Here is a 15,250-nt window from a genome sequence, read left to right on the forward strand (position 1 = left end):
ATCCTTTTTTAGCCTTAAAGCTAAAAAAGATTGCAACGTAAAGCCCGACCCCTTGTGGGTAACGCCCTAATATTTTATAGTTCTATTATTGTTTCGTTTAATGACATTCTTACTTTTTTAAAGTTGGCAAACATATCGTCATCAGCTCTGTGGCCTACGGGTAGTAGTAATACTGATTTTAGGCCCTTTTCTTTGAGGTTTAATGCTTGGTCATAGGCGGATGGGTTGAACCCTTCCATGGGGCAAGCGTCTATGCCTTCTACGGCGCAAACGGTCATTAAATTGCCAAGGGCTATGTAGGCTTGGTTTTTAGACCATTGTTGTTGTTGCTCTAAGGTCATGTTTTGCAACATGTTTGTTAGGTTTTCTTTGTAGGGTGCTAGTATTTCTTCGGGGGTGTTTCTGGTGGTTTTTATGTTGTTAAAAAAGGCGTTAACATCTGCTTTTAAAACGTGTTCTTTAATACAAATTACTAGTAAATGCGAGGCATCTTGCACTTGTGCTTGGTTAAATGTGTGTGGCACTAATGCGGTTTTTAATGCTTTATTTTTAATTACTAGTAGTTTGGTTGGTTGTAAACCGTATGAAGTGGCTGTTAAATTAAAGGCTTGTTTTAGGGTGTTTACTTGTTGGGGTGTTAGTATTTTTTCTGGGTTAAACTTTTTGGTGGCGTAGCGCCAATTGAGTTTATCTATTATGTTCATTTTACAATTTTCTTTATACAAATGTAGTATTTGCAGCGTTATTTTTTACTAATTGCTATGTAAAATGTGTTGCTGTTGTGGGTGTTAAAATTATTTTTTGAAAAAAGTAGTGTTTTATTTGATAGAAACGAAAAAGGATTTTATATTTGCACCCGCATTGAACAAATAGTTCATGAGGCACTCAAGGAGAAATGGCAGAGTGGTCGAATGCGGCAGTCTTGAAAACTGTTGAGGGTCACACCTCCGGGGGTTCGAATCCCTCTTTCTCCGCTGATTGATTTTCAAAAATCACCAAAACCCTTTAAAACGTATGTTTTAAAGGGTTTTTTCTTTTTAGCACATACCAAAATATTCATTAAATCGTGTAACAAAGGTGGTAAAATCGGTTACCTCAACTTTTTCAATTTTTAGGGTAACCGATTTTTAAGCTTTCCCCAGTATTCACAAGGGTTAAAGCTAGTTCAAATAGTAAACATCTTGTGTCGTATTGAGGTAAAAATTAAGTTTAATATTAATTAAAAAGGTTACCAAAAATGAAAACAAAAGTATCTATCCTCTTTTATGCCAAAAGAGCAAAAGTCAATGCGAATGGCTTATTCCCTATCTACACGCGCATTACAGTTAACGGAAAACGAGTTGAAATGAGTACCGGAAGATTTGTAGAACCCTCCAAATGGTCTGCATCTGCTGGCAAAATGAAAGGTCAATCAGAAGAAGCTCGTTCAGTAAATAGGCAACTTGACATGCTTAAAATCAAGATTATTGATATGCAAATGGAGTTTATTCATCAAAATATCCCAATTACAGCAAAAGCATTTAAAAGTAAACTACTCGGTCTTGATGAAAAGCAACGCATGCTCATCCCTATATTCCAAGATCATAATAAAAAAATTGAAGAACTGGTAGGTAAAGAGTATGCACCAGGAACACTCGAACGTTACAAAACATCATTAAAACATACCATCGATTTTTTAGAATGGAAATATAAAGTATCCGACATCGACATCCTTAAAATAAACCATGCATTTATTACAGAATATGAATTCTATTTAAGGAGTGTACGAAACTGCAGCAATAATACAGCAGTTAAATACATTAAGAATTTCGGCAAAATCATCAAGATTTGTTTGGCTAATAATTGGATAGATAAAAACCCATTTAGCAATTACAAAGCAAAAGTTAGAGAAGTCGAACGCGTTTACTTAACAGAAGATGAAATCCAAAAAATACTGAATAAAGAATTTGCAACAGAACGCTTATCACTAGTTAGGGACATTTTCTTATTCAGCTGTTTTACTGGTTTGGCTTATATAGATGTAAAGAACCTAACCAAATCACATATCAATTTAGGCATTGATGGTGAAAAATGGATATTTACACATCGTCAGAAAACGGAATCAGCTTCAAAAATTCCAATCCTTCCAGTAACACAATTAATCATTGATAAATATTTGGACCATCCACAGTGCTTAAATGAAGATCGTTTGCTACCCATATTAAGTAATCAAAAAATGAACGCCTACTTAAAAGAAATAGCAGGAATATGCGAAATAAATAAAGAACTCACATTCCATATTGCGCGACATACGTTTGCAACCACCGTCACATTATCAAATGGAGTACCTATAGAAAGCGTTAGTAAAATGCTTGGACATAAAAACTTAAGAACCACACAGCATTATGCAAAAGTTTTAGATAGAAAAGTAAGCGACGATATGCGACTATTAAAGGAAAAACTAGGCAATACACATACCATTACAAAAGCCAAACAAATTGGTTGATTTTGATAATGTTGAAAACTTTTTAAGTGTTCATTTCAATAATTTTAACAGAAAATGGTTTATTTTGATAGCACTCGAAATAAACCATTTTTTAATCTATGAACACCTTTTGCATACCATTCTTTCAAGAATTGGAGCGTGACTTTGAATTACTCAAAAGCACCTATAGCAATATCATAGAGCATAGTCAAAACATGATTTTCTTTCTTGAAAAAAAGCTTAAGCAAATCAACAAATGGGTAAAAACATTTTGCTTCGCAACCCCAAAAGATGAAATCTATTTCTTTAAAGAATTAAAGCCTTCTTTAGTTTCTAAAATATTATACTACAAATACATTTTAAAAATTGAATCTACCTTGCCTCCAGGCAAAAAAGGAAAACGTAAACATTACATTAAAGCGTTAAATAAAGCAACGCTATCAGGAAAGGAAAACCGTGATTTCTATGAATACTATAGATCGAGAGCCACTTATAACGATATCAATTATTTTATAAGAAGACCCTATAAGGATATCATTCGCGATCACTCCATGCTATTATTTTTTGACTCTAAAATATCAACATCACACGATTATCAAGTAGCAAACCTAATTAGTGCTGACATGTTGATTAATTACTTGGAACGCAAAATTGATGAAATCGATAATAAAAGTGGCACCAATAATTATGGTCAACCTGTAAATTATTCCTGGTCAGGTACCAAAATTGATTTAGTAGAGCTCATTTATGCATTAAAACATGCGAAACTAATTAACAATGGTAATACCGATGTTAAAGAATTGGCGACTCATATTGGCAAAATCTTTAATATGGAATTAGAAGATAGCATTTACAGAATATACCAAGATATCAAGATCAGAAAAACGGTACGAACCAAATTCTTAAATAGTTTGGCAGACAACCTCAACCAAAAACTCAAGGAAGAAGACTCTTAAAACACACCAGGTCTTCCCTACTATGGTTTTTGATCTAAAGGCGAAAAAATTAAACATTGTTTAGCTTCTCAATAAAACAAGCCTTTAAAAATTCACTTAACAAATAATTAAAAATCAACATCTTAAACGATTTTCAATTAAAATAGTACCCACCTTGGGTTTACCTTGTTAATGAAAAATTACAAAATGAAGTTGCTTTGTATTACCAGTTTGCATTCAAAATGGCCTAAAATAAATTGAATATTTTTTGTCTTTATTCAAGAAAGAAAAATCAAGTATAGCATCGCTACGGTTTATTTTTATTTTGAAGAAGAAAGGAAAAAAAGTCGATTTAGTAAGGTTATTTTGGATGTTAGCTGGTAAAATATAACAAATTAAAACACTTTATTATGAATTTACATCCAAAAACATTGTTCCCAGAAACTGAAAATTTAGAACTCTTAAATCACCAATTAGTTACTAAAAGAGATCTATTAAATGTCGTTAACGCATTACTTCAAGAATTAAAAAATGTCAAAAAAGAAGACAAACCTGCGCAATGGTTAAAATCATCAGAAGTTAGAAAACTATTACGTATTTCTCCTGGAACACTTCAAAATCTTCGCATTAACGGAACACTCAATTTCAAGCGTATTGGTGGCATTATTTACTATAAGTATGAAGACATCCAAAACATGCTAGAAAACTAATCATCAAAAAACTAAAATCTGTATTCATGAACTACATCAAACACTTAACTGGCTTTTTCGATAAAGTCATTAACGATAACACCTTAAACCCAACACACATTAGTTTATACATCGCACTGTTTCAATTCTGGAACTGCAACCGCTTCAGAAATCCCATTAGCATTTCGCGCGATGAGGTTATGAGGATTAGCAAGATAAGTTCCAAAGCGACTTATCATAAATGCTTAAAAAATTTACACGCATTAGGATATATAAAATACGAACCATCATACAATCCTTATAAAGGAAGTTTAGTACATCTCTTTAATTTTTCTGAAAACTTAAAACCAAAACCAAAAAACAGCAAGGTTAAAAAACAAGTAACAAACAAGTCTTATACTAGTACTGGTACAAGTCCTGAACAAGCAGAGGTATCTTATATAAACAGTATAAACAATACAAACAAGTTAAACAATTCAAACATGAGCAAGCAGTCTCAAAATTCTAAAAATGAAGCTTTAGATTTAAAAAAAGAAGATAATACAAAACAAAAAAAGTTGCGCCAAAAAAATAAAAGTATGTCAATGCCAACAGAACAAGAACTTTTAAAATACTTCCAGGAACAAAATTTTCCAGAATTAGAAGCCAAAAAGTTTTTTAATTACTTCTCCAGTAATGGCTGGCTAGTAGGTGGCAAAACACCTATGGCCAATTGGAAAGCTGCAGCACAAAATTGGATGATTAATAGCGCTAATTTTAATGCACAACACCAACACAACACCGACACAACACCGACAATTCGCCCAAATAACCTCAACACAGCAACCAATAAAAACTATGCAGAACCCCTTTAGCCCCCGCGCAGGCGGGGGTCTCATAATTAATAAATACCGATATTAATGAGGTGTCATTCCTGCATAAGCAGGAATCCACCTCAACCCCAAAAACCCAAAACCCAACAACTAACACCCATAAACCCAAATGTACCCATACCAAAAAGCAACCAAATGGCTAGAATCTAAAGGACAAGAACTATTTGGTAACCATTTCAAAATCTATGACGAAGACAAAACCATCATTCATAAACTCATGGCATACAGTACAAGCGATGAAAAAATAGCGCTGCAACTGGGTATCAGTTTAAAAAAAGGGATTTTACTTTCTGGACCTATTGGTTGCGGTAAAACAACTTTAATGACACTCATGAAACATTTAGCAACACCTAAAAATAAATACTATGTAAAATCCTGTAGAGAAGTCAGTTTCGAGTTCATTAAAGAGGGTTACGACGTTATAAGCAGATATAGTAAACCAAGTGCGCATCAATCCAAAGTAGGCATCATCTGCTTTGATGATCTTGGTACAGAAAACAATTTAAAATACTTCGGCAACGAATGTAATGTGATGGGCGAAATTCTTTTAAGTCGCTACGATCTATTCATTAATAAAAAAGTCAAGACACATCTCACCACCAACTTATCTGCATCAGAACTAGAACATCATTATGGCAATCGAGTTAGAAGCAGATTAAGAGAGTCATTTAATCTAATAGCCTTTAGTAATAATTCAAGAGACAAACGAAGGTAGTTTTTACCTACGTATTTTAAACGAGTGTAAAAAACCCAATAATTTACTTCTGTTTAAAAATTTAGTTCCCCATCGTCATGGAATCTGGCAGGCGAGCGTCAATAGTTTGAAGTGGTCGTTAAAAAAGAAATGCTGTTTGAGCTTTTGCAAAATCGAAGATTCGTGAGTTCCTTAAAAAACAAGAATTACACGAACAATTCATTTCTTTTAGACAACAAAAACGTAATTGACCGCCGAAGATTCAAGACTAGCGTTTTTTGTTTCTTTTTTGGGCAATGCAAAAAAGAATATATAAAATAAAATTACTGTTTTGATTGCTATTTCAATCAATTAAGCTATATTTGATTGAAATAACAATCAATTTGTTGTCATGAATAAAAAAACACAAGTACTATTCCCTAAACATAAGGACATTCTTAAGCAAATGGGAGAAAACATAAAACTAGCTAGAAAGAGACGTAAACTTACAACAACTCAAGTTTCTGAAAGAGCTGATATAGTTAGGAGTACATTATATCTAATAGAAACAGGTAGTCCTAGTGTAACATTAGGCGCCTATTTCAATGTATTAAGAGTATTAGGCTTACAAGACGATTTCCTTAAACTAGCAGCTGATGACGAGTTTGGAAGAAAATTACAAGATTTAGATTTATTATAACATGGCAACCGGTAAACTAGACATATACGTATACGCACATTGGAAACCAATGGCAGAACCAGAACTAATAGGCATACTTTCTGCACTAAATGCAAAAGGTAAAAAGGCCTTTAGCTTCGAGTATAATAAAAACTGGATCAAATCTAAAAACCAAATGTTGTTAGATCCAGACATTCAGTTTTATAGCGGCCCACAATATCCAAATAACAAAGAAAATTTCGGTGTCTTTTTAGATAGTATGCCAGATACCTGGGGACGCACATTAATGAAAAGAAGAGCGGCACAAGAAGCAGCCATCACTGGTGAAAAAGCAAAAACACTCTATGAAATTGACTATTTATTAGGCGTGTATGATGAAAGCCGCATGGGTGCATTAAGATTTAAAACAGACCTAAATGGTCCATTTTTAGATAATAACAACCAAACACCAACACCACCATGGTCCTCAATACGTGAGCTTCAAGATGCTGCTCAAAACTTTGAAAATGATACCAAAAGCGATGAAGCAAGACAATGGTTAGCCATTTTAATGGCTCCAGGATCCTCTCTAGGTGGTGCCAGACCTAAAGCCAATATTCTAGATAACGATAAAAATTTATGGATCGCTAAATTCCCTGCAAAAAATGATACCACAGACAAAGCTGCTTGGGAATTTCTAGCCTATCAATTGGCATTAAAGGCGGGTATAAACATGTCCGAATGTAAAATTCAAAAGGTAACCGGTAATTACCATACCTTTTTTACAAAACGCTTTGATAGAGAAAATGGTCAAAGAATTCATTTTGCATCGGCAATGACCATGACTGGTAATAACGAAGTCACCATAAGAGATCATCAAGCCAGTTATTTAGAGTTAGCAGAATTCATCCAAAACCATGGTAGTAATATAGAAAGTAATCTGCAACAACTGTGGCGCCGTATTGTTTTTAACATGGCCATTTCTAATACCGATGACCATTTACGTAATCACGGGTTCATCATTAAAAACGATGGCTGGGAACTCTCCCCTGCTTACGACCTCAACCCATCTATAGATAAAGATGGTCTAGCATTAAATATAGATATGGATAACAATGCGTTAGATTATGATCTCGCAAAAAGTGTGGGTATATATTTTCGTTTAAATGAAAACCAAATGAATACCATTTTAAGTGAGGTTCTAGAAGCCGTTTCACAATGGAAAGAAATAGCAACTAAAATAGGCATACCTAATAAAGAAATAGAACTCATGAAAAAGGCTTTTAATATACCCTAAAAGGTATAAAAACAACACAAATACAGAATTTACACCCTTTAAGGTATAATAATATGAACTTGGATAAAGAAAACCCCATAGCCCAATTTATGAGGGAAAGTCGCAAAAAAACAAATCCAACTCAAGTTGAGTTATCCGATATCACCGGATTAGGGCTTCGTTTTATTCGCGAACTCGAACAAGGCAAATTCAATCTTATGTTAAGTAAGGTAAATCAATTGCTCCTTTTTTTCGGACATAAATTAATTCCAACGCCATTATCTAAATCAGATAGAGAAAAGTTAGCGGGAGAATTATAGATTAAAATTATATCAGTGTTCAATATTTTTTGATGTTCATTGTCACTGAACATTAAAAACTTATGAACAAGTCAACAAATCAATTAAAATTTAATGCTAAATTGTAATGCTAATAAATTACTAATACCATGCAAGCACAAGCACTTATCCACAAAATCGCCACTACTCAAAAAATAAAATCATACCTCATACAAGTGCTTGATGCCTTCCAAAATATGGACTACAACAAACTAAACGAGTTGTTAGATGATGAAGCCTATTACGAAGACATGAAGAAAACAGCATTTATATATCAACAAATGCAAATCTTTAAAGAGCTTCGAAAAAAAGGAGATACCTATCTAAATCTTTCTACAAATATATGCACAGGCTGTCTATGTAGCGAACCTGTTTTTGTGTTAAGCGGCAATAGTTCTGGCCATAAATATGCCATCTACATCCAATTTACCCAAGGGGAAATAACAGATATCTATAGATGTTCAGAACAATCAGACTGGTTAGACGGCATGATGCCTTTTTAAACTTCAAATTACTTATTTCATCTAATCCTTCAACTCACTAATTTTTAAAAAATATGTGAGACAAATACTATTTTATATAAAACCAATTCTATAAATTTGATGTGAAGGCAAACTTTAATTTTTATTAAACTTAATATGCTCAAAGAACTTTTAAAACTAAAAGGAGTAAAACAGAAATGGCTCGCTAATAAAATTGGTGTTAGTGAAGTGACTGTAAGCAATTGGGTAAAAGAAAAGTCCATTCCAAGCGATAAAAATTATCAAAAAATCAGTGAAGCCTTAAATATTCCTTTAAAAGATTTAATGAATTAATGGTGGTGGAAAAAAAATACAAATTCTCTTTTACAGCAGCGTCTTTAAGAACTAAAGACCTTGTTATGGTCGCATTACGGGAATCCTCAAAAAACACCAACGAACTGGCGCTAACTTTAGGCAATGGGAAATCGGCAACAGGGAAACGTTTGTTATTAGAACTAAACAATTGGATAAGTACATTAACAAAGCATCAAATAGAAGTACTTCAAAATGGCAGTTTTAAATCTCAAAACGAAATAGGGTTTTTAGCAGTATGTAAGTATTTCGACTTTATACGTGATTTTGTTATTGAAGTTATTAGAGAAAAATACATAGTATTTGATTATGAGCTAACAGATGGCGACTATTTATCCTTTTTTAGACGAAAAGCAGAGTTTCATCCAGAGATGGATAAGCTAACCGAAATAACACAAAAGAAAATCAAACAAGTCACCTTTAAAATGTTGGAACAAGCAGGTATTATAAATAATGTGAAGTCTAGAATCATTCAGCCTCAATTATTAGAAACAGATACACAAAAAGTAGTAATAGACGATAATCCAGAATTATTAAAAGTATTTCTGTATTCAGATATAGACATACAAAGATTGCAAGAAGCCTATGAATAGCTTAAATAAAAAATTTGAACATTTATACAGTGTAATTTCATCCACTAATTTTCTAAATAAGGAATCATTAGGTGGTGAAATTCCTTTCTTTATTGCAGCTTATGAGGCTGAACAGGAATTAGATTGCAGAGAAGAAATAAAACTATTAAAAAGAAAACTAGAAAATTCTGGTATTGAAATATTAGAATTAAACTTATACGACCTTACCTGCGAAATCCTCGAAGCAAAAGGTGGTATGGAACGTATGTTTAAAATTGAAAAAGTAAAAAGTAAAGATAAGTTTTTAAGAGCTTTACAATCGTCTTTAAACATCCATCAAGTATTAATGCCTCTAATTAAAGAGAAAATTGACGCGAGTAACGCTAAAGTATATTTTTTAACAGGCATCGGCTTGGTGTTCCCTTTTATAAGGTCACATAACGTATTAAACAACTTACAAAACATAGCTAAAGAAGCACCTACTGTGGCTTTTTTTCCTGGAGAATATAATGGCCATTCCTTAAATCTGTTTGGCAAACTAAAGGACGACAATTACTACAGAGCATTTAATATTTTTAAAATAGAAGCAAATATATGATCAAAGATTTTTTTGAAAAGGATATAAATAGGTCTATCGAAACGGTTATCAAAGCAGATGATCGTGACCATATAGCTACAGAAGTTACCGAATACGTCATAACAGACGAAATTGCTAAAAAAATAAGAGACTTTTTTCAAGCCTATAATGATTATGCAGGAGCCAATGGGGTTTGGATTTCTGGTTTCTTCGGTAGTGGTAAATCTCATTTATTAAAAATGATTTCCTATGTACTCGAAAACAAACAGTACGACGGGTATCATTCTGGCGAATTATTTGCAGAAAAGGTAGAAGACGATGCCATGTTAAAAGCCGATATTTTAAATGCAACACGTATTCCGTCAGAGTCTGTACTGTTTAATATAGACCAGCAAGCCCAAATTACCAGTAAAGAAGATGCTAATGCCATTCTTGCTGTATTTTATAAAGTATTCTATGACCATTTAGGCTATTACGGATTTCAACCGCATGTGGCAGAGTTCGAAATGTGGTTAGATAGCAAAGGTAAATATGAAGTTTTTAAAACAGAGTATGAAAAAGTAAATGGTGTTGCTTGGGAAGTAGACAGATTAGAATATTTTGTTGTTGAGGTGAAAGATGTTTTGGCAACAATTTTTAATGAAAGTCCTGAAAAATATGAAAATATCCTTGATGAATTAGAAGATAGAAACAAACAGTCTATTGAAGATTTTTGTAATCGTGTAAAAAGTTACATTGACACTAAACCTAAAGGCTTCCGTTTAAACTTCTTTGTAGATGAGGTTGGCCAGTATATAAGCGACAACACAAAGCTCATGCTAAACCTGCAAACCATTGCAGAAACTTTAGCAACCAAAACCAAAGGAAACTCTTGGATATTAGTGACTTCTCAAGAAGACATGGAAACGGTTGTTGGTGATATGAATAAAAGTCAGCAAAACGACTTTTCGCGTATCCAGGCGCGTTTCAAGATAAAAATACCGTTAACCTCTGCCAATGTAGATGAGGTAATTGAAAAACGATTACTTCATAAAAAAGAGGAACATCAAAAGCAATTAGAAAAAGCGCATAAAACCAATGCAGCACATTTACAATCGCTGTTATCGTTTTCAGAAGCTGGTGTGCAGTTTAAAGGCTTTAAAAGTGATAAAGACTTCGCGAATAAATTTCCATTTGCGCCTTATCAGTTCGATTTGTTTCAACAATGTCGTATTGCATTATCCAACCATAATGCCTTTCAAGGAAAACATGCATCTGTAGGAGAACGCTCTATGCTTGGCGTGTTTCAACAGGTTATTCAAGCTATTGAAAAAAGAGATGAAAATGCTTTAGTAAGTTTCGATTTAATGTTCCAAGGCATTCGCAACGAATTACGCGGCGACATTCAGCAATCCTTACAATTGGGTGAGCGACAACTAAACAATCCATTTGAAATAAAAATTTTAAAAACCCTCTTTTTAGTCAAGTACTTCAATAGTTTTAAAACCACCAAGCGAAATATTTCCGTTTTATTGATAGATGATATCAATGTCGATTTAAAAGCACACGAAGAAAAAATAGAAAAGGCATTGACGGTTTTAGAAAACCAAAGTTATGTGCAACGTAATGGCGACATCTACGAGTTTTTAACCGATGATGAAAAGGATATTGAAGAAGAAATTAAAAATACAGACATTGACGACCAAGCAGTAACGACCCTATTAAAGGAAATTCTCTTTGATGAAATTATAAAAGACAACCGCATCACCTACCTAGACAACAAACAAGCCTACGATTTTACAAGTAAAATTAATGGGACAATGTTAGGGCGTGAAAAAGAACTGGAAATTGAGATTATAACCGACGATTTCGAAAACAACGAAACCTATATCCAGTCGCAAACTATGGGTAGTACTGCCATGAAGTTGTTGTTATCACCTAGCCCAACCTTTATGCGTGATATACGTATGTACATAAAAACGGCAAAGTACGAAAGGCAAAACCGTGGTAACAGTACCAGTCCGCAAGTAGCACGTATATTACAGGAAAAATCCATTCAGAACGTTACACGTAAAAAGAACTTAATCACATTGGCCAACAAGGCATTGGCAGAATCGAATGCTTTTGTAAATGGGAGTAAATTAGAATCGACTTCTACTGCCGATGGTAAAACCAAAGTGATTAACGTATTTCAAAACTTGGTAGCAGCTGTATATCCTAATTTACGGATGCTTAAAGGCGTGTCGTTTACTGAAGATACCATTAAAACAACCATACATACCAAGCAAGACGATTTGTTTTCTGGTGACGATGCTACAATGTCCGAAGCAGAAACAGAAATTTTAAGCCTCATCAACAGACGTAAAAAACAAAGTGACCGCACCTCTTTAAATGATGTTAAAAACGAGTTCATTAAAAAACCGTATGGTTGGTATCCTAATGCGGTGTGGACCACCATTGCTAAATTGTATAAACGTGGTAAAATTGAACTCACACAAAACGCCAATTTATTGGAAAATGACGATGTGTTAAACGCCTTATTAAACAGTTCTAATCATGGTAATACCCTATTAGAACCACAGGCAACCTTTGATGATGCTTCTGTAAAAAAACTAAAAGAAATTTATAAAGACGCGTTTGATGAAAGCTGTGCATTTCGCGAAGCCAAAGATGTAGCCACTGCTTTTAAGGAAAAATTAAAGGACATGTCTATACAAGTCAATCAGCTTTTAGCAAGCAAACGCGACTATCCGTTTTTAAGGAGTTTAGAAACCTTTGCAGAACAGTTGTCAAAATGGTCTAAAAAAGATTATGCCTATTTTTTAATCAACACCAACGATTTTGAGGACGCCTTGTTAGATAACAAAGAAGACCTGTTAGACCCTATCAAGCGTTTTATGAAAGGGGAACAACGAAAGATTTACGACGAGGTTAAAAAACTACTAGATGGCAACACTGCCAATTTCGATTACATACAAGGTGATGAATTAGATACGCTTAAAACATTACTTGCCAGTAACACACCTTTTAAAGGTAATGGCGTCCAATTAGCAAAAGCAGCCAAAGATCAATTAGCAGCTAAAGTATTAACGCTTATTGAAGAAGAAAAAGAAAAAGCCACTAAAAAAGCTGAAGACTTAATTGCAGACATTACCACACGTAAAGAATATAAGTCGTTAGAGGATACACAGCAACAGCAAATCATCACCGGTTTAGAGCAACGTAAAAAGGCCTTAAAAGACGAGCGCTTTATTGCCAACATTCGCCAAAGTCGCAATCAATTATCAGAGTTGCATACGGCGGCATTAAACCTTATGGCGACTTATTTAGCAAAACCACAAGAAGATGGTAAAGCAGCAGAACCTACTACAAAATACATCCGTAGATCTAATGTGCATATCGATTTTGATAAAAAAGAACTGCATACCGAAGCCGATGTCTTGGCCTATATAGAAGCGGTTAAAGAAGCCTATTTAAAAAGAATAAAAGACAATATTAGAATAACACTATAATCAATCAAGGAACCGCTTTCAATGGAAAAAAAAACACTATCAAATATTTTAGAGGGAAAAATTCTTAAAATACCAGATTATCAAAGAGGTTATGCTTGGGAAGAACAACAATGGAAAGATTTTGTGCAAGATATAGATGCATTAATTGACGATAAAATTATCAATCATTATACAGGTACCATTGTAATTTATCAATCTAAAGAAAAGCCTACAGAATATTATGGAATTGATAGGCTGGAACGAGTTGATGTTGTAGATGGTCAACAACGATTAACAACGTCAAGTCTTTATTTATCTATTATCCTAAAAGAGTTGATAAAGCAAGGAGAAAAAGATTATGGCACCAAATTGTCGCTTTTGTTTTCAGGAACTAAAAGTCGCCTTATTTTAAATAATGATACTGCAGATTTCTTTTTTGACCTCATCTCAAAAGGTACAACAAACGTTACTGCAATAACAGTCCATCAAAAAAGACTTTTAGAAGCTCATAATTACCTTAAAGGACATATTAAAAAGCAATTAGATTCAAAAGGTACTGAAGGTGTAGATTATCTAAAAGATGTATTTGATGCCATTATACGCAAACTTAATTTTTCGTTTTATCCTATTGAAGTGAAAAGTGAAATTGGGATGACTTTTGAGCTAATGAATTCCAGAGGGAAAGGACTTTCAGCATTAGAATTATTAAAAAACTACCTAATGCATTGGGTGTATAGAAATATTACACAAGAAAACGAAAAAGAGGATGTTACCAATACTATTAATAAATCTTGGAAAGAAGTATACACCAATATTGCAAAATGCAACGGTAGCGAAAATCAATGTTTAAGAATAGCCTGGACATTATACCATTCACACACACCAAAAAACTGGAAAGGATACAAAGGGTTTAAGGACAATGATGTTATTCCGTTAAGAGACTTTTCAATAAAAACTAAAGAAGATACCCAACAGTTCATAAACCAGTTTACTTCTGGTTTAGCAGAAATTTCTATGCACTATGCTGCTATTATACAGCCTTCCAAAAGTTCACCAATTGCTGATGAATTTAAGTGGTTAACTAAAATTAAAAACGCGGGTAACATAGCAAATTTTTTACCACTCATGGTGGCTACACGATTAGGTGTTGTTGCAGATGAAATTCCTCATGACAAATATATTAACTTTCTAAAAGCATTAGAACTATTTTCGTATCGCGTGTTTTTATGGCAAGGGAAACGTAGTAATGCAGGACTTTCTAAATTTTACAGATGGGCAGATGATGTGTTTTCAAAAAAACATAGTATTGAAGCAGTAACTGAATGGATTTTAGGCACTATTAATTGGTATTCTAATGAAAATAGCTTTAGAAAAGAACTCATAGAAGATTTTTACGATTGGTATCATTGGAGACGATTATTACGATATACATTGTATGAATACGAACTTGATTTGCTTATAGACGAAGGAAAAGGCGCCAAGCCTAAACTAGCTTGGGACGATGTAACCGATGCTACTTTTGAGCATATTTTACCACAAACACCTAAAGAGGAATCAATATGGAAACAACAATGGGCAGATGAAGACATTGAAACCTATCTGCACGACATCTCAAACATTGTGCTAACCAAAGACAATTCTCATTATTTAAATTTTGAGTTTTCTAGAAAAAAAGGAGAAGCTGGCAAAGGACATTGTTATGCCAATTCAGACATACGTCAGGAACGTAAAATTGCAGAGTTTGCAGAATGGACACCAGAAAGTTGTAAACAAAGAAAAGACACAATTAATAAATGGATTATAGATAGATGGGGAATAGACCAACATTATAAAGTTCCTAAAGAGATAGAAGATATTGAAGAGGAAGAAGAATCTTTAGAAACGGTTTAACCA

General features: G+C 33.7%; 15 protein-coding genes and 1 tRNA gene. 15 read left to right on the plus strand and 1 reads right to left on the minus strand.

Translation table 11 applies throughout. The features are described from left to right. Positions 1-74: 74 nt before the first annotated feature. Positions 75-704, minus strand: a complete 630-nt coding sequence (locus ACYX4H_RS14370) for an NAD(P)H-dependent oxidoreductase (RefSeq protein WP_476236957.1) — start codon at positions 702-704, stop codon at positions 75-77. 185 nt (positions 705-889) lie between these two features. Between ACYX4H_RS14370 and ACYX4H_RS14375 the strand changes: the two genes are divergently transcribed. From ACYX4H_RS14375 to ACYX4H_RS14445, 15 genes are all read left to right on the plus strand, one after another. Further along, positions 890-974, plus strand: a tRNA-Ser gene (locus tag ACYX4H_RS14375). A 263-nt stretch (positions 975-1,237) separates the two neighbouring features. Beyond that, positions 1,238-2,485 carry a site-specific integrase gene (locus ACYX4H_RS14380; protein WP_476236958.1) on the plus strand — a complete coding sequence of 416 codons (1,248 nt, stop codon included), beginning with the start codon at positions 1,238-1,240 and terminating at the stop codon, positions 2,483-2,485. 98 nt (positions 2,486-2,583) lie between these two features. Continuing rightward, positions 2,584-3,420, plus strand: a complete 837-nt coding sequence (locus ACYX4H_RS14385) for an RteC domain-containing protein (protein ID WP_476236959.1) — start codon at positions 2,584-2,586, stop codon at positions 3,418-3,420. 389 nt (positions 3,421-3,809) lie between these two features. Then, a complete protein-coding gene (locus ACYX4H_RS14390) occupies positions 3,810-4,109 on the plus strand; it encodes a helix-turn-helix domain-containing protein (RefSeq protein ID WP_417237425.1) in 300 nt (99 codons plus the stop codon). Positions 4,110-4,135: 26 nt separating this feature from the next. Continuing rightward, positions 4,136-4,942 (plus strand): transcriptional regulator, encoded by an 807-nt coding sequence (locus tag ACYX4H_RS14395; protein ID WP_476236960.1) that lies wholly within the window; start codon positions 4,136-4,138, stop codon positions 4,940-4,942. 127 nt (positions 4,943-5,069) lie between these two features. Further along, positions 5,070-5,675, plus strand: a complete 606-nt coding sequence (locus ACYX4H_RS14400) for an AAA family ATPase (RefSeq protein WP_476236961.1) — start codon at positions 5,070-5,072, stop codon at positions 5,673-5,675. 424 nt (positions 5,676-6,099) lie between these two features. Continuing rightward, the gene (locus tag ACYX4H_RS14405) at positions 6,100-6,333 is read left to right on the plus strand and encodes a helix-turn-helix transcriptional regulator (protein WP_476236962.1); all 234 of its coding nucleotides are present in this window, start codon (positions 6,100-6,102) and stop codon (positions 6,331-6,333) included. A gap of 1 nt (position 6,334) precedes the next feature. Beyond that, a complete protein-coding gene (locus ACYX4H_RS14410; RefSeq protein ID WP_476236963.1) occupies positions 6,335-7,588 on the plus strand; it encodes a type II toxin-antitoxin system HipA family toxin in 1,254 nt (417 codons plus the stop codon). Positions 7,589-7,647: 59 nt separating this feature from the next. Next, positions 7,648-7,887, plus strand: coding sequence for a helix-turn-helix domain-containing protein (locus ACYX4H_RS14415; protein ID WP_476236964.1), 240 nt, complete (start codon positions 7,648-7,650; stop codon positions 7,885-7,887). Between the two features lie 128 nt (positions 7,888-8,015). Next, positions 8,016-8,408, plus strand: coding sequence for a hypothetical protein (locus tag ACYX4H_RS14420; protein ID WP_476236965.1), 393 nt, complete (start codon positions 8,016-8,018; stop codon positions 8,406-8,408). A gap of 135 nt (positions 8,409-8,543) precedes the next feature. Beyond that, positions 8,544-8,720: a helix-turn-helix transcriptional regulator gene (locus tag ACYX4H_RS14425; RefSeq protein ID WP_476236966.1), complete on the plus strand. Its 177-nt coding sequence runs from the start codon at positions 8,544-8,546 to the stop codon at positions 8,718-8,720. After that, positions 8,720-9,331, plus strand: a complete 612-nt coding sequence (locus tag ACYX4H_RS14430) for a BrxA family protein (protein WP_476236967.1) — start codon at positions 8,720-8,722, stop codon at positions 9,329-9,331. The genes ACYX4H_RS14425 and ACYX4H_RS14430 overlap by 1 nt, the downstream gene beginning before the upstream one ends. Then, entirely contained in the window at positions 9,324-9,908 is a 585-nt protein-coding gene (locus tag ACYX4H_RS14435) for a DUF1788 domain-containing protein (RefSeq protein ID WP_476236968.1), read from the plus strand. The genes ACYX4H_RS14430 and ACYX4H_RS14435 overlap by 8 nt, the downstream gene beginning before the upstream one ends. Beyond that, entirely contained in the window at positions 9,905-13,378 is a 3,474-nt protein-coding gene (gene brxC, locus ACYX4H_RS14440) for a BREX system P-loop protein BrxC (RefSeq protein ID WP_476236969.1), read from the plus strand. Before ACYX4H_RS14435 ends, brxC begins: the two co-directional genes overlap by 4 nt. Positions 13,379-13,399: 21 nt before the next feature. Continuing rightward, a complete protein-coding gene (locus ACYX4H_RS14445) occupies positions 13,400-15,247 on the plus strand; it encodes a DUF262 domain-containing protein (RefSeq protein ID WP_476236970.1) in 1,848 nt (615 codons plus the stop codon). Positions 15,248-15,250: the final 3 nt, after the last annotated feature.

Source organism: Seonamhaeicola sp. ABD4_340 (assembly GCF_056312135.1).